This window comes from Corallococcus sp. RDP092CA, from assembly GCF_041903675.1.
GTDB lineage: Bacteria > Myxococcota > Myxococcia > Myxococcales > Myxococcaceae > Corallococcus.
In genome coordinates, this window is record NZ_JAYESI010000023.1 from 125,284 (window position 1) to 143,798 (window position 18,515).

Annotated in this window: 18 protein-coding genes and 1 pseudogene; 9 read left to right on the forward strand and 10 right to left on the reverse strand. The window is 72.5% G+C overall.

What is annotated here, in order from left to right:
- Window positions 1-97: 97 nt before the first annotated feature.
- From bioD to U8525_RS23740, 4 genes are all read right to left on the reverse strand, one after another.
- A complete protein-coding gene (gene bioD, locus U8525_RS23725; protein ID WP_374268579.1) occupies window positions 98-793 on the reverse strand; it encodes a dethiobiotin synthase in 696 nt (231 codons plus the stop codon).
- Window positions 783-1,964: an 8-amino-7-oxononanoate synthase gene (bioF, locus tag U8525_RS23730; protein WP_374268580.1), complete on the reverse strand. Its 1,182-nt coding sequence runs from the start codon at window positions 1,962-1,964 to the stop codon at window positions 783-785. The genes bioD and bioF overlap by 11 nt, the downstream gene beginning before the upstream one ends.
- A complete protein-coding gene (gene bioB, locus U8525_RS23735; protein ID WP_374268581.1) occupies window positions 1,961-2,986 on the reverse strand; it encodes a biotin synthase BioB in 1,026 nt (341 codons plus the stop codon). The genes bioF and bioB overlap by 4 nt, the downstream gene beginning before the upstream one ends.
- A 202-nt stretch (window positions 2,987-3,188) precedes the next feature.
- Window positions 3,189-3,458, reverse strand: coding sequence for a GlsB/YeaQ/YmgE family stress response membrane protein (locus tag U8525_RS23740; protein WP_120597359.1), 270 nt, complete (start codon window positions 3,456-3,458; stop codon window positions 3,189-3,191).
- Between the two features lie 180 nt (window positions 3,459-3,638).
- Here U8525_RS23740 and radA point away from each other — a divergent pair, with 180 nt between their 5' ends.
- Window positions 3,639-5,000 (forward strand): DNA repair protein RadA, encoded by a 1,362-nt coding sequence (gene radA / locus U8525_RS23745; protein ID WP_374268582.1) that lies wholly within the window; start codon window positions 3,639-3,641, stop codon window positions 4,998-5,000.
- A 111-nt stretch (window positions 5,001-5,111) separates the two neighbouring features.
- On the opposite strand, the gene U8525_RS23750 is transcribed toward radA, so the two are convergent.
- The gene (locus U8525_RS23750; RefSeq protein WP_374268583.1) at window positions 5,112-6,830 is read right to left on the reverse strand and encodes a hypothetical protein; all 1,719 of its coding nucleotides are present in this window, start codon (window positions 6,828-6,830) and stop codon (window positions 5,112-5,114) included.
- Window positions 6,831-7,001: 171 nt separating this feature from the next.
- Between U8525_RS23750 and U8525_RS23755 the strand changes: the two genes are divergently transcribed.
- The gene (locus U8525_RS23755; RefSeq protein WP_374268584.1) at window positions 7,002-8,486 is read left to right on the forward strand and encodes an ATP-binding protein; all 1,485 of its coding nucleotides are present in this window, start codon (window positions 7,002-7,004) and stop codon (window positions 8,484-8,486) included.
- A gap of 78 nt (window positions 8,487-8,564) precedes the next feature.
- On the opposite strand, the gene U8525_RS23760 is transcribed toward U8525_RS23755, so the two are convergent.
- Window positions 8,565-9,140 carry an NUDIX hydrolase gene (locus U8525_RS23760; protein ID WP_374268585.1) on the reverse strand — a complete coding sequence of 192 codons (576 nt, stop codon included), beginning with the start codon at window positions 9,138-9,140 and terminating at the stop codon, window positions 8,565-8,567.
- A gap of 152 nt (window positions 9,141-9,292) precedes the next feature.
- On the opposite strand from U8525_RS23760, the gene U8525_RS23765 reads away from it, so the two are divergent.
- Window positions 9,293-10,699: a sigma-54-dependent transcriptional regulator gene (locus U8525_RS23765; RefSeq protein WP_374268586.1), complete on the forward strand. Its 1,407-nt coding sequence runs from the start codon at window positions 9,293-9,295 to the stop codon at window positions 10,697-10,699.
- A gap of 208 nt (window positions 10,700-10,907) precedes the next feature.
- A complete protein-coding gene (locus U8525_RS23770) occupies window positions 10,908-11,957 on the forward strand; it encodes a TetR family transcriptional regulator (protein WP_374268587.1) in 1,050 nt (349 codons plus the stop codon).
- Between the two features lie 20 nt (window positions 11,958-11,977).
- On the opposite strand, the gene U8525_RS23775 is transcribed toward U8525_RS23770, so the two are convergent.
- Window positions 11,978-12,520 carry a hypothetical protein gene (locus U8525_RS23775; protein ID WP_374268588.1) on the reverse strand — a complete coding sequence of 181 codons (543 nt, stop codon included), beginning with the start codon at window positions 12,518-12,520 and terminating at the stop codon, window positions 11,978-11,980.
- Window positions 12,521-12,654: 134 nt separating this feature from the next.
- Here U8525_RS23775 and U8525_RS23780 point away from each other — a divergent pair, with 134 nt between their 5' ends.
- On the forward strand, window positions 12,655-13,710 hold the full coding sequence (locus U8525_RS23780; protein WP_374268589.1) for a hypothetical protein: 1,056 nt from the start codon (window positions 12,655-12,657) through the stop codon (window positions 13,708-13,710).
- A gap of 28 nt (window positions 13,711-13,738) precedes the next feature.
- Here U8525_RS23780 and U8525_RS23785 read toward each other — a convergent pair whose 3' ends face one another.
- A complete protein-coding gene (locus U8525_RS23785; RefSeq protein WP_374268590.1) occupies window positions 13,739-14,053 on the reverse strand; it encodes a tetratricopeptide repeat protein in 315 nt (104 codons plus the stop codon).
- Between the two features lie 61 nt (window positions 14,054-14,114).
- Here U8525_RS23785 and rsfS point away from each other — a divergent pair, with 61 nt between their 5' ends.
- The 4 genes and pseudogenes from rsfS to U8525_RS23805 form a co-directional block, all read left to right on the forward strand.
- On the forward strand, window positions 14,115-14,657 hold the full coding sequence (gene rsfS, locus U8525_RS23790; protein ID WP_374268591.1) for a ribosome silencing factor: 543 nt from the start codon (window positions 14,115-14,117) through the stop codon (window positions 14,655-14,657).
- A gap of 4 nt (window positions 14,658-14,661) precedes the next feature.
- Window positions 14,662-15,126: a 23S rRNA (pseudouridine(1915)-N(3))-methyltransferase RlmH gene (locus U8525_RS23795; protein WP_374268592.1), complete on the forward strand. Its 465-nt coding sequence runs from the start codon at window positions 14,662-14,664 to the stop codon at window positions 15,124-15,126.
- A gap of 77 nt (window positions 15,127-15,203) precedes the next feature.
- The gene (locus tag U8525_RS23800; RefSeq protein ID WP_374268593.1) at window positions 15,204-16,349 is read left to right on the forward strand and encodes an RNA ligase RtcB family protein; all 1,146 of its coding nucleotides are present in this window, start codon (window positions 15,204-15,206) and stop codon (window positions 16,347-16,349) included.
- A gap of 57 nt (window positions 16,350-16,406) precedes the next feature.
- Window positions 16,407-16,673 (forward strand): annotated as a pseudogene (locus U8525_RS23805) (double zinc ribbon domain-containing protein); the annotation flags it as partial.
- Between the two features lie 325 nt (window positions 16,674-16,998).
- Here U8525_RS23805 and U8525_RS23810 read toward each other — a convergent pair.
- A complete protein-coding gene (locus U8525_RS23810; RefSeq protein ID WP_374268594.1) occupies window positions 16,999-17,736 on the reverse strand; it encodes an immunity 52 family protein in 738 nt (245 codons plus the stop codon).
- Between the two features lie 15 nt (window positions 17,737-17,751).
- Window positions 17,752-18,515 (reverse strand): Tox-REase-5 domain-containing protein (locus U8525_RS23815; RefSeq protein WP_374268595.1); only part of this gene is annotated, 764 nt, incomplete at its 5' end.

Consider the following 18,515-nt stretch of genomic DNA (forward strand, 5'->3'; position numbering starts at 1 on the left):
CGGAACAAATGTCACGTCCAGATCACGGCCACCACCACGCGAAAACTTGCGCGACCTGTAGCACACCACCCGGGTGGCGAGCGCTCCGGAGGCCGATTTATCGGGCCCGCGCGCGTTCGGGCACCAGCGGCGCCAGCGCGCGCCGGAAGGCCTGCCGGCGCCTCGCCGGATCCTCCACGAAGGGCACCGGCCCCAGCACCTCCACGCCGTGGCGGGCCTCCAGGTAGCGCCGGTTGTCCCGCTCCGCCAGGTCACGTCCGGGCACCCCGCGCGACAGCACCACCGCGCGCACGGACACCTCGCGCGCCGCGAGCGCCTCCAGCGACAGCGCCACATGGTTGAGCGTGCCCAGCCCCGCGCGCGCCACCAGCACCACCGGCAGGCGGAAGCGCTGGATCAGGTCCACCACGTCGCGCTTCGCGTCCACCGGCACGAACAGGCCCCCTGCCCCCTCCACCACCACGGCCCCGCCCTTCAGCCGCATCCACGCCGCGAGCGTCGCGCGGAAGTCCGGCGCCCGCCCCAGCCGGGCCGCGGCGATGCCCGGGGCCAGCGGGGCCTTGAAGCGGTGCGGGCACACGGCGTCCACCGGCAGGGTGCTGCCCGCGGCCTCGCGCATGGCCAGCGCGTCCGCCGGGGCCTCCAGGGACGCGCAGCCGCTCTCGTAGGGCTTGAAGCCCTGGGGCGCGTGGCCCGCGTCCTTCAGGAGCGACAGCAGCGCGCACGACACCTGCGTCTTGCCCACGCCGGTGTCCGTGCCGGTGACGAAGAACCGCGGCGGCTCAGGGACCATGAGAGACTCCCACCCGGCGCAGCGCCTCCAGCGCCAGGTCGATGTGGCCCGTCGAGTGGGCCGCGGACAGACAGAAGCGGAGCCGGCTGGTGCCGTCCGGCACGGTGGGCGGGCGGATGGCCTTCACCAGCAGGCCCGCCTCGCGCAGGCGCTTCGCCGCGTCCAGCGCGCGCGAGGGCTCGCCCAGGATGACTGGGAAGATGGCGCTCCGGGGTTCGGCGGGAAGCCCCAGCGCGCGCAGACCGTCGGTGAAGCGGTGGATGTGGTCCCACAGCCGCTCGCGCGGGGCGGGGTCGTGCTCCACCAGGTCCACGGCGCACGCGGCGGCGGCGCACAGGGCCGCGGGCAGCGCGGTGGAGTAGACGAACGGCCGCGCGCGGCTCACCAGCAGGTCCGCCACCGCGCGCGAGGTGGCCACGTACGCCCCCAGCCCGCCCAGCGCCTTGCTCAGCGTGCCCATGCGCAGGTCCACCCGGCCCTCCACGCCCAGCGCCTCGCACAGCCCCGCGCCGCGCGCGCCCAGGACGCCGGTGGCGTGCGCCTCGTCCACCAGCAGCGCGGCGCCGTGGGCCTCGCACGCGGCCACCAGCTCGCGCAGCGGGGCCACGTCCCCGTCCATGGAGAAGACGCTGTCGGTGACCACCAGCTTGCGCCGCGCGGGCGTCTCCGCGAGCGCGCGGGTGAGCGCGGCCACGTCCGCGTGCGGGTAGACGACGACGCGCGCGCGCGACAGCCGGCAGCCGTCCACCAGCGAGGCGTGGTTGAGGGCGTCGGAGAACACCGCGTCGCCGGGGCCCACCAGCGCGGGCAGGATGCCGGTGTTGGCCGCGTAGCCGGAGTTGAAGAGGCGCACGGCCTCCGCGCGCTCGAAGCGGGCGAGCCGCGCCTCCAGCCGCTGGTGCGGCACCATGTCCCCCACCACCAGGCGGCTGGCGCCGGTGCCCACGCCGTAGCGCTCCAGCGCGGCCGCGGCGGCGGCGCGCACGGCGGGCGACGCCGCGAGCCCCAGGTAGTCATTCGAGGAGAAGTTGACGAGCCGCTCCTCCCCCACGCGCACCTCCGCGCCCTGGGGGGAATCGAGCGGCTCCAGCGCGCGGCGGAGCCCCTTCGCGGACAGGGCCTCCAGGTCCTCGCGCGCCCAGCGGTCCGCGACGGGGGTGACGGGCCTCACCGGTCCTGCCGGGGCTCCAGGGGACGGATGCCCGCCTTCTCCAGGAGCGCCATGTCCTGGGTGTACTCGGGGTTGCCGGTGGTGAGCAGCTTCTCCCCGAAGAAGAGCGAGTTGGCGCCGGCCATCATGCACAGGAGCTGCGCCTCCTCGTTCATCTGCATGCGGCCCGCGGACAGGCGCACCATGGACCGCGGCATGAGCAGGCGCGCGGTGGCGATGGTGCGCACCATGTCCACCGTCTCCACGCGCTGCTGCTGGGACAGCGGCGTGCCCTCCACGGCCACGAGCGCGTTGATGGGCACCGACTCCGGGTGCACCTCCTGGTTGGCCAGCGTGCGCAGCAGGTTGCAGCGGTCGTCCACGGACTCGCCCATGCCGATGATGCCGCCGCAGCACACGGAGATGCCCGCGTCGCGCACCCGGTTGAGCGTCTTCAGCCGGTCGTCATAGGTGCGGGTGGAGATGATGTCCCCGTAGTGCTCCGAGGACGTGTCCAGGTTGTGGTTGTACGCGGACAGGCCCGCCTCGCGCAGGCGCTTCGCCTGGCTGTCGGTGAGCATGCCCAGCGTGGCGCACGCCTCCATGCCCAGGGCCCGCACGCCGCGCACCATCTCCAGCACGCTGTCGAACTGCGGGCCGTCCTTCACCTCGCGCCACGCGGCGCCCATGCAGAACCGGGTGGCGCCGGCGGCCCGCGCCTGGGACGCGGCGGCCAGCACGTCCGGCACCGCCATCAGCTTCTCCGCCTTCACGCCCGTCTTGTAGCGCGCCGCCTGCGGGCAGTACGCGCAGTCCTCCGGACAGCCGCCCGTCTTGATGGAGAGCAGCGAGCACAGCTGCACCTTGTTCTCCACGAACACCCGCCGGTGCACCGTCTGCGCCTGGTGCACCAGGTCCAGGAGCGGCAGCTGGTACAGCGCCTTCACCTCCGCGAGCGACCAGTCGTGCCGCACCGTCACCCCTTCCGGGACGGGGGCGGCGTGGTGGGCGTGGCCGTGGAAGGACTCGGCGGTGTCGGACATGCGGGCTCCTTGGGGAGGCGTCAGGGGGCCGACGGTGCGTGGCCCGGAGGCCATTGTCAACGCCATCGCGCGGTTGGGTTGACAAGCCCCCTCCCCCTCTGGGCACCCCTCCGGAAGGCCCGTGAAAACAGAAAGGGACGTCCGCGCGTGACGGACGTCCCCTGGCTGTCTCCCGCCTCATCGGTCGGAAGGCCCGGTGCGGCTAGACGTGGACGCGCCGGCCGCGGCCCGCGAGCCCCACGAGGAACAGCACGACCAGCGCGCCCAGGACGGAGAACAGCAGGCCCGTGGGGTGCAGGTCGAAGACCCGGCCGTCACTGGAGAACAGCGAGCCGACGAAGCCGCCCACGAACGAGCCGGCGATGCCCAGCAGCGTGGTGGCGATGAGCCCCATCGACTGGTTGCCCGGCATGATGGCCCGGGCGATCAGCCCCGCGACCAGACCAATCACCAGAAACGCGATAATCCCCATGACACTCTCCCTGTGTGGGGGGCGCGCGGTGTCGCGTCGCCCGTGGTCCAGAAAGTGGGCTGCCCCTCCCTGTGGGGCAACTCGCTACCTGATCCACGGCATGACGCCTGCCTGCCTGGCGGGCATGGCGCGCGCATGAGGCGGCGAAACGTCAGGGGTCTGGGGTAGACACTCCAACCCATGGCGAAGGCGAAGACGCACTACACCTGTCAGGCCTGCGGCTACCAGACGGCGAAGTGGCTCGGGAAGTGTCCGGACTGCGGGGCCTGGAGCTCGCTCCTGGAGGAGACCGAAGCGAAGGTGGACGACAAGCGCCCGGCGTGGGGCGCAGCGGGGGGCTCCTCCCGGCCGGTGAAGCTACAGGACGTGACGGCGGAGACGGAGGTGCGCCGGAGGACGGGCATCACGGAGTTCGACCGCGTGCTGGGCGGCGGCGTGGTGGGCGGCTCGCTGGTGCTGCTGGGAGGCGACCCGGGCATCGGCAAGTCCACGCTGCTCCTCGCGGCGCTGGACAAGCTGTCGCGGCACGGGCCGGTGCTCTACGTGTCGGGTGAAGAGAGCCTGCGGCAGACGAAGATGCGCGCGGAGCGCCTGCGGGTGGAGGGTGACGCCATCCACCTGTTCGCGGAGACGGACGCGGAGCGGGTGCTCCAGGCGGCGGAGGCGCTGAAGCCGCAGGCGCTGGTGGTGGACTCCATCCAGACCATGTACCTGCCAGAGCTGGGCAACGCGCCGGGCAGCATCACCCAGGTGCGCGAGGTGGCGGGCCGGCTGATGGCGTTCGCCAAGCGCAGCGGGGTGCCCACGTTCCTGGTGGGGCACGTGACGAAGGAGGGCTCCATCGCGGGTCCCCGGGTGCTGGAGCACATGGTGGACACGGTCCTCTACTTCGAGGGCGAACGGGGCCACCCGTTCCGGCTGCTGCGAGCGCACAAGAACCGCTTCGGCAGCACCAACGAGATTGGCGTCTTCGAGATGAAGGGCGCGGGGCTGGTGGAGGTGGCGGACCCGTCCGCGCTGTTCCTCTCCGAGCGTCCGCAGGGCAAGTCCGGCAGCGTGGTGACCAGCACGCTCAACGGCACGCGGCCGCTGCTGGTGGAGGTGCAGGCGCTGGTGGCGCCCACGGGCTACGGCACCGCGCGGCGCACGGCGATCGGCGTGGACGGCAACCGCGTGGCGCTGCTGGCGGCGGTGCTGGAGAAGAAGGAGGAGATCCCGCTGGTGGGCTGCGACCTGTTCGTGAACGTGGCGGGCGGCATGCAGTTGAGCGAGCCGGCGTGCGACCTGGCGGTGTGCGCGGCGCTGGTGAGCAGCCTGCAGAACCGGCCGTTGGACGCGAAGACGCTGGTGCTGGGAGAGGTGGGGCTCGCGGGCGAGGTGCGCGCGGTGGGCCAGGTGGAGCCGAGGCTCGCGGAGGCCGCGAAGATGGGCTTCCAGCGGGTGGTGCTGCCCGCGGGCAGCGCGCGGCGCGTGGAGGCGACGAAGCTCCAGGTGGTGGGCGTGGAGACCCTGAGCGAGGCGCTGGCGGCGATGTTCGACTGACGGTGGGGACGTCAGCGCTTGCGCGGCATCCAGGACGCGTCCGGAACGCGCGGGGGCCTGGTGGGGGTGGGCAGGTCGAAGAGGGCCGCACCGCCCAGGGTGGCCTGGTGCTCAAGGAAAGGACTGGATGTCGGCCTGGCCTGACCGCTTGAGCGCTTCAAGCTCCCCATGAAGCGGCCCGGTCAACCGGGTAGCGCCCTCGGGATGTCTGGCGGAGCGGATCCAGAGCTCGAGGGAGCCCCCGTACTGCTTCACGTACTCCAGCATGGCCTTGAGGTTCCCCGTGAGCGCCAACTCCGCGCGCTCCGTCACCTCCACGAAGTCGTAGGGGCGGCCCCAGACCAGCTCCCCCGCGTGCCCCGTCACGGCATCCGGGACGAAGCCCTGGGCCATACTGCCCGGGGGCGGCAGCAGGAGGTCCGTGTTCTTCGGCAGCTTCCGGCCCTGGAGCACGGACGGCTCGAACGCACCGTCCGCGCCCTTGTTCTTGATCACCGTCTGGTAGCGCCGCTCCCACTCTGGATCCACGGCGTAGCTGAAGCGCGGATACCTGCCCGGGTGACGGAACTGGTAGTCCACCCAGGCCAGCGCCAGGTGCTCCGCGCTGCCCGGCGTCCGCCTCGCGCCCTCCGCCGCGTCCCGTGAGCCCGGCAGCGCCACGCGCTTGCCCTGGGCCAGCACCCGGCCCGCCTCCGCGAGCGGCACCTCCAATCGCCTCGCCAGCGCCCGCAGCTTCTCCACCTCCGCCGCGGACACGGTCTCACCGCGTCCCGCCGCTCGCAGCACCTGGCGCACCTCCTGCGCCTCCCGCGGCGACAGGTGCCGCGACACCCGCTGCAACGCCTGCACCGCGCGCAGGCTCCGGCCCGTCAGGAGCGCCACCTGCTCCACGCCCTGCGCGCCCTCCGACAACAGGCGCCCCGACACCACCGGCAGCGCCACGCTCACCGCGCACAGCAGCCGCTCGCCGTCCGTCAGCGGATCCCCCAAGAGGCTCTTTGCCAGTCCCCCGCCGCTCACGTCCGCCACCTCGCCGTTGACGGGCAGCAGGCCCAGCGCGATCTCCAGCACCCGCTCCTCCGGCGGAATGCCCGGGGGCTCGCGGGCCGGGTCCCAGATGGGGGACGAGGAGCGGACGGCCTCCACCGCCGACGCCAGGAAGCTGGCGCGCGCCAGCAGGTAGAGCTCCACCTCGCCGGGGCTCTTGCTCGGAAGGTCCGGGTCCTCCTTGTGCGCGGCGGCCCAGTCCAGCACCGCGTCCAGCAAGGCCTGCTGCGTCTCCTCGTAGAGCGCGCGCTCGGCGAGCAGCCCGTCGCTCCCGAGCCGCCGGAAGTGCGCGTCCGCCAGGACCTGGCGACGCGCGTCCGCCCAGCGGTGGAACTCCTCCAGCTTCGCCTCCGCCCGCGCGGAGCGCTTGCCGGCCTCGAGCAGGGCCTCCGCGTGCCGGGCCTTCAGCCGCAGGTACACCTCCAGCGGCTCGTCCTTCGCGAGCTCCTCCTCCGTCCGCGCGGAGGCCCAGAGCAGGAGGTCATTGAGCGCGGCATGGCCCACCTGACGCTCCGTCTCCAGCACGGGGGCCCGCTTCAGGGCGGCCCGCTTCTCGCGGATGAACGAGAGGTAGCGCCCCAACTCCTCTCCACCGACGGCGCCGCTCGACCCCGCTCGCCTCCACGGGGTGTCGCGCGTGAACGAAGCCGGTGAAGCGCTGTGATAGCGCCCGTAGCCGTGCATCCCCACCGGCAGGGCCCGCGAGCCCGGCGTCCCGCAGGCCGTGAGCGACACGACCCCCACCAGCCCCGCGCTGAGTCTTCCCAGCCATCCTGTCTGCATGACGCGCCCCCTCAATCCCTTACATCTAGCAACCGGGTCTGACGCGCTTCGTGCGCCCCGTCCTGACGCACGTGACACCTGAGTCCGGGGGCGCCGCCCGGGCGCGGAACGAGGACTGGCCAGGACCGGGGGCATGCCGTTTGATGCGGGGGTGCGAGGAGCACCGCCCGGATGAAGCAACGCCCTCATTCCTCCCGTCTGCGGGACGCGCTGGGCTCGCTGTCCGCCCGGCTGCTGCTGGCGTTCCTCCTGCCCACGCTGCTCTTCCTCACGCTCGCGGGCGCCTCCGTGTACGCGCTCGCCCGCGCGAGCCTGGAGGACGAGCTGGGCGCGAGCCTGTCCGCCCTCGCCGCCGCCACCGCCAGCCAGGTCAGCGGCGAGCGCATGCTCACCATCGAGCCCGGCGACGACGTGTCCGGCACCCGCACATGGCGCAACCTCGTGCGCCTGCTGGACGGCGTGCGCACCGCGAGCGGCGTGCGCCGGGTGTACGCCGTGGACACGCGGGGCCGCGTGCGCGCGGACGCGGGCGGCAACCTGCCCGTGGGCACCGAGGTCCCGGACCTCGCGCGCGACCGGCTGGAGCTGACGCGCGTCCTCGCCGGCAGGCGCGCCGCCAGCCAGGTGCTCTTCACCGGCTCCGACGGGCTGCTCTACAAGACGGGCTACGCGCCCGTGGTCCAGGACGGACAGGTGGTGGGCGCCATCGGCGTGGAGGGCAGCGCGGCCTTCTTCGGCCCCCTGCGCCGGCTGTGGCGGACGTTCGTCATGGCCAGCGCCGTGGCGCTCGCCGTGCTCGCCATCATCGCCGTCATCACCGCCCGGGGGCTGGCCGGTCCGCTGCGGCGGCTGATGGACTCCGCGCTGCGCATTGGCCGGGGCGACCTGACCACCCCCGTGCCGCCGGAGCCCACCCGTGAGATCGGCGTGCTCGCGCGCGAACTGGAGGTCATGCGCGGCGCGCTGGAGAGCCGGGACCGGCAGCTCAAGCTCATGCTCGCGGGCGTGGCCCACGAGGTGCGAAACCCGCTGGGCGGCATCGCGCTCTTCTCCGGCCTCCTCCAGGAGGACCTGCGCGCGGGCGCTCACGCGGACGCGCGCGGCCACGTGGAGCGCATCCAGCGCGAGGTCGCCTACCTCCAGCGCATCGTCGAGGACTTCCTCGCCTTCGCCCGTGAGCAGCCGCTGGCGCGCGCGCCCATGGAGGCGCCGGACCTGGTCTCCAACGCGTGCGAGCTGCTCTCCGCGGAGGCGCGAACCAAGGGCGTGGCCCTGGACGTGACCGCCGCGCCCGCGCACCTGGAGGCGGACGGCAGCCTGCTGACCGCCGCGCTCGTGAACCTGGTGAAGAACGCCGTGCAGGCCGCGCCCGCCGGCAGCCACGTGCGCGTTCGCGGCGAGGCGCGCGACGGGCGCTACACCATCGACGTCCAGGACGCGGGCCCGGGCGTGCCCGAAGCCGAGCGCGAGCGCATCTTCGAGCCCTTCTTCACCACCCGCGAGCAGGGCACCGGCCTGGGGCTGCCGCTCGCGCGAAAGATCGTCCGCGCCCACGGCGGCGAGCTGTCCCTGCGCTCCACGCCCGGCGAGACCGTCTTCACCCTGTCGCTGCCCTGCCCTGCTCCCGAGCCTGCGGCGGCGGCACTGGCACGCTGAGGGGCTCCGAGCCCTGGGCGCCGAGCCGTGACATCCGCCGCTCCAGCCCCGGCGCGCTCGCCCCTCACACCGTGAGCGTCATTGGCCCCCCGGCTGACCCAGGGCGCGGGCCTTGAGCAGCATGCGGCGCAGCGGTGCCTCGTCCGCGCGCGTCAGCGCTTCGTCCCAGCCCAGCCACTGGATGCCGAACGACTCCGCCGGATCATGCGCGAGCGCCTCCGGGTCTTCCGCCACCACCAGGTAGCGGACATCCAGGTGCCGGTGCTCGGGCTCGTCCTTGCGCGCGGGGATGACGTGAACGTCCACGTCCAGCGGTCGCGGCGCGGTGGGGTGCAGGTGCACGCGGCAGCCCGTCTCCTCGCGGGCCTCGCGCAGCGCGGTGGCCTCCATGTCGCCGCCGTCCCCGGCCTCCGCGTGTCCGCCGGGCTGCAACCAGCGCTGGAGCTTCGCGTGGTGCAGCAGCGCCACCCGTCCTCCCGCCGCGTCCACCACCACCGCGCTGCCGGTGAAGTGCGCCTCCGCCTGGGAACGGGAGAACGGCGCCTCCAGCGACGCGGCGAAGTGGCGCATGCGCGCCAGGTCCTCGCGCTCCTTGTCGTCCGTGGGGACGTGGCGCGCGAGCAGGGCTACGAGGGCAGCGGGGGCGGGGGCCATGCGCCGGGATAGACACCCGCCCGGCCCTGGACGCCAGCGCTTTCACGGGGCCCCCACGTGCGTCCCCTCGGGTCCGGTGTAGGGTGGCCCGGCGTGTGCACTCCGCCGCCAACCCAGCCGCGGCACCCCACCCTTCCTCCCCGAGCAGGCGCATGGCCCGCATCCTCGTCATCGACGACCACGACACCCTCCGCGAGGGCATGACCGTCACCCTCACCCGCTCCGGCCACACCGTGGCCGCGGTGAGGAGCGGGGTGGACGGGCTCGCCGCGTACAAGAAGGGCCCCTTCGACCTGGTGGTCACGGACCTGAAGATGGACGGCATGGACGGCATCGCCGTGACGCGCGCCCTCAAGCAGGCGGACCCTGGCGCCGTCGTCATGGTGGTGACCGCGTTCGGCACCATCGAGACGGCCGTGCAGGCCATGCAGGAGGGCGCCTACGACTTCATCACCAAGCCCTTCCCGCCGGAGGTGCTGCGCGCCAAGGTGGACAAGGGGCTGGAGCTGTCCGCCACGCGCCGCCAGGTGGAGCGCCTCACCGCCCGCACGGACGCGCACGACGCCGACGCCGCCCTCACCCACCGCGACCTCGTGGGCGACAGCGAGCCCATGCAGAAGCTGCTCGCCCAGGTGCGCAAGGTGGCCGCGAGCGACGCCACCGTGCTGGTGCGCGGCGAGAGCGGCACCGGCAAGGAGCTGGTCGCCCGGATGATCCACCAGCGCTCCCCACGCAAGGACGGCCCCTTCGTCGTGGTGCACTGCGCGGCGCTGGCGGAGACGCTGCTGGAGAGCGAGCTGTTCGGCCACGAGCGCGGCGCCTTCACCGGCGCGGTGAAGCGCAAGCTGGGCCGCTTCGAGCTGGCCGACGGCGGCACCCTCTTCCTGGACGAGATTGGAGAGATTCCCGCCTCCGTGCAGACGAAGCTCCTGCGCGTGCTCCAGGAGAAGGAGCTTCAGCGCGTGGGCGGCGAGGAGACGCTCAAGGTGGACGTGCGCGTGGTGAGCGCCACGCACCGCGACCTCCAGGCGGAGGTGAAGGCGGGCCGCTTCCGCGAGGACCTCTACTACCGGCTGCACATCGTCCCGCTCACCCTGCCGCCCCTGCGCGAGCGCCCCGAGGACCTGCCCGCGCTCGCGCGCCACTTCGTCGCCAAGCACGCGCCCCGGGTCAACCGGCGCGTCACCGGCATCGACGACGCGGCGCTGCACGCCCTGGCCCGCCACGCGTGGCCCGGCAACGTGCGCGAGTTGGAGAACGTGATGGAGCAGGCGCTCGTCTTCGCCGAGGGCGACACGCTCACCCCACAGGACCTGCCCCCGCACCTGGCCGGCCAGACGCCGCGCATGGACGCGGGGCTGCCCGTGCCCCAGGGCGACCGCCCCCTGCCGGAGATCCTGGAGGACCTGGAGCGCCAGCTCATCGCCCGCGCCTACGAGAAGGCCGGCGGCGTGAAGACGGAGACCGCCCGCCTGCTGGGCATCAAGACCTCCGCGCTGTACTACAAGCTGGAGAAGTACGGCTTCCTGCCCCGCGGCGAGCGCCCCGAGGAGGCGTAGGCACACGCGAGGCGCGCGCGGGCCCCGGCGCCCCGGGGCCTCGGAAATCCGTCACCCGCGCCCGGGCCCCGTGACTTTCCACCGTCCGGCCCACCCACCCCACCCCACCCTGCCCGTGCAGGTGCCCGGAACCAGGGCGCTTTCCGTCGGACCCGGGAACGGGGTAGGAGGGAAGGACTGGCATCCGCCTTGCTGACGGTATCCCCCGATGATGTCGCGTGTCCTCCCCCTCCTCCTGTGCCTGCTCGTGGCCGCTCCCGCCGGGGCGACGTCCGGCCTGGAGCAGGCGCGCGCGAAGGCCCAGGCGGCGCGCACGGAGGCACGCGGCCTGCGCACGCGGCAGCAGGGGCTGCGCGACGAGCTCAACGGGCTGGCCGCGCGCATCGAGGCCCTCAAGGCGCAGCGCCAGGGGAAGCTCACGCCGGGCGGCGAGTTGGAGGCCGCGCTGCGCCGCTCGCAGGAGCTGAGCGGGGAGCTGACGGGGCTGGCCCAGTCGGTGTCCGGCGCGGACGGCGAGGTGGAGCGCGCGCACCTGGCGCTGCACGGCGCGCTGTCCCAGGAGCTGACGCGGCTGCGCGCGGCGTGGGACGAGACGACGGACCGGGCGGGGCGGGCGCGGCTGCTGGAGCAGATGCGCTCCGTGCGGAGCGAGCGGGAGGCCGTGCGCGCGGCGCTGCCCGCCTCGCAGGTGCCGGCGCTGGAGGGCGCGGCGCGCGGGGATGATCCAGAGGACCTGCTCGCGCAGGCGGACGCGCTGCGCGACACCCAGGACAAGGTGCGCCAGCGGCTCCAGGCGCTGAAGGCGCGCATCACCGAGGTGCGCGAGGAGCGCGACCTGGACCGCCGCATGAACGACTTCCTGGGCGAGGAGTCCATGTTCGACGACCAGGACCGCCGCCTGCGCCTGCGCACCTCGGGCGACCGGGGCCTCCAGGTGGCGCCCACCCAGCGGGGCGGTGGCCACCTGCCGTGGGTGACCGCGGGCGACTCCGAGGCGAACTCGCCGGACTACGCGGGCGACCCCACTCCCGCTCCGGGGGTCGGGGGCAATCCCTCCGCGGGCGGGCCGACGCCGCTCGTCACCGCCAGCGACCGCCGTCCCCAGGTGGACCCGGTGCGCGCCCAGGCGCTGGCCGCGGGCGGCGCGGAGGACCTGGGCCTGATGGAGCAGGAGGCCGCGCGGCTGGAGTCCCTGGCGCGCGAGCTGGACGGGCGCGCGGACTCCCTGGAGCGCCGCGCGAAGACGCTGGCGCCCTGAGCGCCGCGCCCGGCGGCCCGCTACAGCACGCCGCCCTCCACCTCCAGCACCACCGTGGCCCGCACGCGCACCTCGCGCTCCGGCAGGCGCCCCGTGCCGCGCAGGATGATGGCCATGCTGGGCGCGGCCACGTAGGGCCTCAGGTCCACGCTGCCGTCCGTGCTCAGCCCCACCGTGGGGTTGGGCGGGCTCAGGCCGAGCCCCGCGATGCCCTCTCGGGACGCGAAGCGCGACTCGCTGTTGCCCGCGCGGGCCACGGCCTCCAGCGAGTCCAGGAAGCCGAGGTCCTGGTCGTTGGGGCTGAGGACCTTGAGGGTCATCTTCGTCACCTGCACGCGCGTCACCTCGTCCTTGGTGACGTCGCGGTTCTTGAAGTCCTGGTTCTCGTTGAAGTCCAGCGCGGAGAAGCTGCTGATGGCGGGGAAGGCGTTGAGCAGCGTGGTGGTGCCGGCGGGGCTCGCGGGCACGGTCGCCTCGCCCTGGACCTCCGTGGTGAAGGACGACGGGGAGCAGGCGGTGAGCGACAGGCCGGCCGCCACCGCGAGGAAGGACGCGTAAGACATGGCCGCAATGTACCGGGCGGCCGGGTGTGGCGTCACCGACCGTGGGCGCCCCCGGGTGTCCCCGGGACGACGCGGCCGGGCGGGGCACTTGCGAGCGTGGGGATGCCCACGGGCCGGGGTATGGTGCGCGCGTCTTGGACCGCCGCCTCCTCCCGCTCCTCGTCGCCCTCGCCTTGCCCTGCGGCAAGGGTGCGCTCGCGGCCGAGTGGCAGGGCTCGCTCCGGGGCACCGGCCGGCTGCTGGTGGACAGCAACGCCCCGCGAGACTTCACCGACGGCGCCGCGGCCGGCCCCGGCTCGGACCTGGCGCTGAGCGTGCTGGGCGTGGCGGAAGGACGGGGCACCGGCGAGCGCGCCCAGGTGGTGGGCCGCTACGAGCTGGGCGCGCGCAAGTACGTGGACTACGCCACCGAGGACACGCTGGTGCAGGCGGGCGCGCTGGAGGGCTCGCTCGCCCTGGGCACCGAGTGGGGCGTGGGCGCGGAAGGGCACGCCAAGGACCGGCGGGGCGGCAGCCGCGCGTACTCGGACCTGGGCGCGAGCCTCTTCGCCGAGTACGCCCCGGACGTGCGCCTGGCCCTGCGCCTGCGCGGGGGCGCCCGCCGCTTCGTGTACCGCCCGGACCACACGGCCGACTTCGGCGGGCTGGAGCTGGGAGCGCTGGGCCGCTACCGGCTGACGCCACGCCACACGCTGAGTGTGTTTGGCGAATGGGGCTCGCGCCGCTACGGCCCCCTCGCCCGTCCCTTCCCGGGCGTCAGCGCGTCCCCCGGGCGCAGGCAGGACGGCGCGCTGGTGGCGGGGGTGGGCTGGGCGTACCGGGGGCCGGTGAAGCTGTCGCTGAGCTACGCCTTCCAGGAGGTGAGCTCCAACAGCTTCGGGGAGACGGTGCTGCGCCACCGGCTCATCGGCAGCGCCGGGGTGCGGCTGCCCTGGCGGGTGACGCTGCTGGCGCAGGGGACGCTGGGCCTCTCGCGCTACCCGGACGGCATCTACCTGTCGCCGGAGATCATCCTGGTGGAGGAGGACGAGGGGCAGAACTCGCTGTCCCTCAGGCTGGCCCGGCCCGTCTCCGCCCGCGTGGACCTGGAGCTGTCCTGGGGCATCTGGAGCACGCGCCTGCCGCGCAATGACTTGCGCTACACGCGCCAGGTGTTCGGCGTGGGCGTCACCTGGCGGGACCAGGACTGACGGGGCCGCCCCGGCGCGGGAGGCCGTCTCAGTCCAGGTCGGCGATGCGCTCGTCGATCTCCTCCGCCAGGCTGGGGTGCTGCTGGGCGAGCGCGTGGTCCCGGGCGGTGGTGAGCACCTCCTTCGCCTTGTCCGTCCTGCCGGCCCCCGCGTAGGCGTCCCCCAGGGAGACGAGGGCGGCGGCGTACTTCGGATCCAGGCGGACGGCGGTCTCCAGGCTCTGGATGGCGCTGTCGTACTCCTTGCGCTCCAGGTGAAGCTTCCCCAGGGAGAACCAGGCCATGGGGGCGTCGGGGAACTGGGCCGTCATCTTCTTGAATTGTTCCAGGCGGGCGTCGCTCATGGACGGAACCCCTTAGAGGAGCGCTGGAAGCTTGCCAAGGGTGCGCTAGGGTAGCCGTCACATGGCCACGAAGAAGAAGACCCCTGTATCCAAGGCGAAGGCGAAGAGCGGCACCCGGGCTCCGGCCCGCAAGAAGACGGCCGCGAAGAAGGCCGCGAAGTCCAGCCTGCGTCCGCCGGCGCGCAAGAAGGCCCCCGCGCGCAAGAAGGCCGCGAAGGTCGCCGCTCCGCCCGCGCCGCCCAAGCTCGCGGAGAACGCGAAGGCGCGCGAGCTGGCGCGCCGCATCGGCAACCTGCTGCTGGACAAGAAGGCCACGGACGTCGTCATCCTCGACATGCGCGGGATGACGTCCTACGCGGACTACATCGTCATCGCCTCCGGAGAGAGCGACCGCCAGGTGAGCGCCATGGCGGAGAACGTCCAGGTGCAGCTCAAGCAGGCCCCGCAGCCCCTGCGCCCCATCAGCACGGAAGGCCTGGAGACGGGCCAGTGGGTGCTCCTGGACTACGACGACGTCGTGGCCCACCTGTTCAACGGCGAGGTGCGCGCCTTCTACGACCTGGACGGCCTGTGGGCGGACGCGCCGCGGGAGAAGCTGTCCTAGTCCCGTGAAGGTCCGCCTCCTCTCCATCGGCAAGGACCGCTCCGGACTGTTCGAGCCCGCCGTGCAGGAGTACGCGCGGCGGCTCGAGCACTACACGCGCTTCGAGCTGGTGGAGCTGAGCGAGGCGTCGGGCCGCAAGCTCAAGCCCGGCGAGGCGAAGTCCGCGGAGGCCACCGCCATCCTCGGCAAGCGCAAGCCGCAGGACTGGCTGGTGGCGCTGGACGAGCGCGGCACGCTGCTGGACTCCGTGGAGCTCAGCCGCTACGTCGCCAAGGCGCAGACGGGCGCCAGGGACCTGCTCTTCGTCATCGGCGGGGACGAGGGGCTGAACGACTCGGTGCGCGGCGCGGCGCATCAGGTGATGTCGCTGTCGCGGATGACGCTGCCCCACCGGCTGGCGCGGGTGGTGCTCATCGAGCAGCTCTACCGCGCGTTCACCATCCTGAAGGGCGAGCCCTACCACAAGTAGGCAACCGGGCAGGCCACCCGAGGCGCCGGGGCCGGGGCGTCAGGGCGCGGGAAGCGCTCGCGTCGGGAGCGCCCATCATGAACACGCCCTCTTCTGAACCCTCCACGGCCGCCACCGTGCGCATCATCGCCTCGCCCCAGTCCTGGGTGGAGGGCGAGGCCGTCCGACAACTGGAGGCCGTGTCGCGCCTGCCGGGCATGCGGCTCGCGGTGGGACTGCCGGACCTGCACCCCGGCAAGGGCGCTCCGGTGGGCGCGGCCTTCGAGTCCGAGGGCTTCCTCCATCCCTATCTCGTGGGCAGCGACATCGGCTGTGGCATGGGGTTGTGGGACGTGGACCTGCTGGCGCGCAAGGCGAAGGCGGAGCGGTGGGCGGCGAAGCTGGACCTGGAGGGGCCGTGGGAGGGGGACACGGACGCGGTCCTCGCGGAGCACGGCGCGAAGAGCACGGGCTTCGAGGCGGCGCTGGGCACGGTGGGCGGCGGCAACCACTTCGCGGAGGTGCAGCGGGTGGAGGAGGTGCACGACGCACGCGTCTTCGAGGCGCTGGGCCTGCGGGAGGAGCGGTTGCTCCTGCTCGTGCATTCGGGCTCGCGAGGGCTGGGAGAGGCCATCCTGCGCACGCACGTGGATCGGCACGCGGCGGGAGGCCTGGCGGCGGACTCGGACGAGGCGCGCGCGTACCTCGCACGGCACGACGGCGCGGTGCTGTGGGCGAAGGCGAACCGGGCGCTGGTGGCGCAGCGGACGTTGGATGGGATTGGGGCGACGGGGCGGCGGGTGTTGGACGTGTGCCACAACAGCGTGACCGCGAGACATGCGGGCGGGCGCGTGGGGTGGTTGCACCGCAAGGGCGCGGCGCCCTGGGACGAGGGGCCGGTGGTGATCCCCGGCAGCCGAGGCGCGCTGAGCTATCTGGTGTTGCCCGTGGGCACGGGCGAGCAGAGCGCGTACAGCCTGGCGCACGGCGCGGGCCGCAAGTGGACGCGCTCGGCGGCGCGGGAGCGGGTGAAGGAGCGCTTCACGGCGGAGTCGCTGACGCGCACGTCCTTCAAGAGCCACGTGGTGTGCGAGGACCGGGACCTGCTCTTCGAGGAGGCGCCCCCGGCGTACAAGGCCATCGACCGCGTGGTGACGGACCTGGTGGAGGCGGGGCTGGTGCGGGTGGTGGCGACGCTGGCGCCGGTGCTCACGTACAAGACGCGCGGCCGCGCGGCGGAGTGAGCGGCACGGGGCTCGCACGAGGGGCGCGAAGAAGCGCTGCCCCTGGGAGTCCCGGTGATGTGGAAGGCCCTGTTGGACTTGCTCTATCCGCCCATGTGCCTGGCCTGCGCGAAGGTGCTGCCGGGCGTGGGCGCGGTGTTCTGCGAGCCATGTGACACGGCGCTGGAGCGGCTGCCGCCGGCGTGTTGCCGGACGTGCGCGGAGCCGGGTGCGTTCCCGGGGAACACCTGTCCCCGCTGCCGGACGGTGCCACCGCCGTTCAGCCGGGCGTGGGCGCCATTCGCGCATGAAGGTCCGGTGGCGCGGGCCATCCACAGGTTCAAGTAGCAGGAAGCAAGTCCCCACATCCCGTCGAGGCCCTGTCAAATCGCGGAGTTGGCGGGCTCCAACTGGCCGCAGAAGTCCGGTTCCGGCCGCGCACCGTTGTCATTTCGTTGTTACGTCGAGGCGAGATTCAGAATGCCCGGGGCGAAGGAGCCCCCCTTCGCAGAAGCTGCATTGCCCCTTGATGGGGCAGGTCTCCGTCCCCCGAGCCCGCATTCGGGACACTGGGACAGGGCTATCGCTCTCTCTGCCGACAAAAGCGCCGCGCGCTGCATGCAACAGTCCCCGCAGCCGACTGCTGCATGCAGACAGGAAGAACTGACGCCTACGTTGACGAAAGGGGCTTCAGCAGCCCGCCTTGCTCCAGTAACTCCCGCACTCGCTCTGCAAGCGCCACATGCTCCGGGTTGCGGACCGTGAAGCGCTCAGGCGTGAGGACGATGAGGGTTCCTTTGTCCTCCACGGGTTCGATGTGAACTGGGGCAGGCAGCGATGGCACAGCGCCTCGATGCCGAGCAACGTAGGTTATCCATCCGATCCATCGCGAGGGGGGATCCCCTTTCGCGCCCGCTTGTAACTGCGGGGATGACATGACCACAGCCGAGTCTGGCTCCCAAGCAATCACCATACTTCTCACAACTCCGGAAAGTATGGGCGCGGTCAACACCCGTTCCGCATTCGGCCCTCGACTGGGAAGGTCGAGTAGACAGACGTTGCTCACCCGTTCGGAGTAGCCGCCGCATGTCACTCTGAATGCAGTGCCATCATAGTCATCAGACGCACCGTTCCACGCGCCGAAGCGAAACCCAATCTCCTCGACGACTCGGTCCTTGCCTTTACGGACGATTTTCGCCAACTCTGCACAGGTGGGCTCGATGGGCCGCGCCAGTGCATCCTTGCGAGACTTGCCTTGCTGAAACCACCGGGAAAATGACGGATCGATGATTGGGAGAGCGGTCAAGAATGACTCCGCTCGCCGTGCACACTCCTCCGGCGACTCCTTTCGAGCACCCCAATAGGCGCCAGCAAAATACGTCTCTTCTCGTTGGGTAGCCTTGAGCATTCGCGACGCTCCTTTCTACAAAGGGGGAGCAAAGATCACTTCAATTCCGAGAACACCCTCTTTTTGAAACAGGAGCTGGATGGCTTCGGCAGTCTTCTCCTCGGCGATGTACCACCTGATGGGAACACCCGCTGGGGCTTTTGTCGTCTGCCGTAGCGCCTGATCCACTAGGCTCTTTGCTCCCGACCTCTCGAACCAGATCTTTGGAGTCAGGTTATCCAGGAACTTGTTCGCATAGCCCGGCCCCTTGGCCTCCAGCAGCACCCCATCCTTGAACCCATCGAACTTCACGCCTCCACTGTTGGGGCCCACGCCACCAACCCAGTACGCCTCATCCGCAGAATGCCCGGTGATTTGCTCCTGGTAGCGCCGGGCACGCGCGGACATCGACTCGCTCGCGGGCCCCCACTGCCCAGGCCCCTGGGCAGGCGCTCCTCCCTTCGAGGCGGTGTTGGCCCGCTGAAGGATGATGGCCGCCCCGGGCCCTCCGCTCAACACCGACGCCGCGCGCCCTGCTGGCACCGCGACGCGCTCCAGCGCCAGCACGCCCTCCGCTGACAGCGAGAGCACCGGCACCGTGGCCTCCGCCCCCACCGCCAGTCCCTTCAGGGAGCGCGTCGTCGTCGAGGCCGCGCCCCAGGTGGCGAACACACTCGTCGCCAGCCGCGCCACCTCGCGAATCTGCTCGCCCTGCGTCATGAACTGGAAGCGCTCCCAGTACGCAGGCGACGAGGAGATGAGGGCCGCCAAGCCGGCCGGGAGGTGGCGCAGCCCCGCGA

What these genes read in the sequence shown, in the direction of transcription:
- bioB (WP_374268581.1), bottom strand. Translation starts at nt 2,986, where the DNA reads ATGTCCGACACCGCCGAGTCCTTCCACGGCCACGCCCACCACGCCGCC.
- U8525_RS23775 (WP_374268588.1), bottom strand. Translation starts at nt 12,520, where the DNA reads ATGTCTTACGCGTCCTTCCTCGCGGTGGCGGCCGGCCTGTCGCTCACC.
- bioD (WP_374268579.1), bottom strand. Translation starts at nt 793, where the DNA reads ATGGTCCCTGAGCCGCCGCGGTTCTTCGTCACCGGCACGGACACCGGC.
- rsfS (WP_374268591.1), top strand. Translation starts at nt 14,115, where the DNA reads ATGGCCACGAAGAAGAAGACCCCTGTATCCAAGGCGAAGGCGAAGAGC.
- radA (WP_374268582.1), top strand. Translation starts at nt 3,639, where the DNA reads ATGGCGAAGGCGAAGACGCACTACACCTGTCAGGCCTGCGGCTACCAG.
- U8525_RS23800 (WP_374268593.1), top strand. Translation starts at nt 15,204, where the DNA reads ATGAACACGCCCTCTTCTGAACCCTCCACGGCCGCCACCGTGCGCATC.
- U8525_RS23785 (WP_374268590.1), bottom strand. Translation starts at nt 14,053, where the DNA reads ATGAGCGACGCCCGCCTGGAACAATTCAAGAAGATGACGGCCCAGTTC.
- U8525_RS23740 (WP_120597359.1), bottom strand. Translation starts at nt 3,458, where the DNA reads ATGGGGATTATCGCGTTTCTGGTGATTGGTCTGGTCGCGGGGCTGATC.
- U8525_RS23765 (WP_374268586.1), top strand. Translation starts at nt 9,293, where the DNA reads ATGGCCCGCATCCTCGTCATCGACGACCACGACACCCTCCGCGAGGGC.
- U8525_RS23755 (WP_374268584.1), top strand. Translation starts at nt 7,002, where the DNA reads ATGAAGCAACGCCCTCATTCCTCCCGTCTGCGGGACGCGCTGGGCTCG.
- U8525_RS23750 (WP_374268583.1), bottom strand. Translation starts at nt 6,830, where the DNA reads ATGCAGACAGGATGGCTGGGAAGACTCAGCGCGGGGCTGGTGGGGGTC.
- U8525_RS23770 (WP_374268587.1), top strand. Translation starts at nt 10,908, where the DNA reads ATGATGTCGCGTGTCCTCCCCCTCCTCCTGTGCCTGCTCGTGGCCGCT.
- U8525_RS23810 (WP_374268594.1), bottom strand. Translation starts at nt 17,736, where the DNA reads ATGCTCAAGGCTACCCAACGAGAAGAGACGTATTTTGCTGGCGCCTAT.
- U8525_RS23760 (WP_374268585.1), bottom strand. Translation starts at nt 9,140, where the DNA reads ATGGCCCCCGCCCCCGCTGCCCTCGTAGCCCTGCTCGCGCGCCACGTC.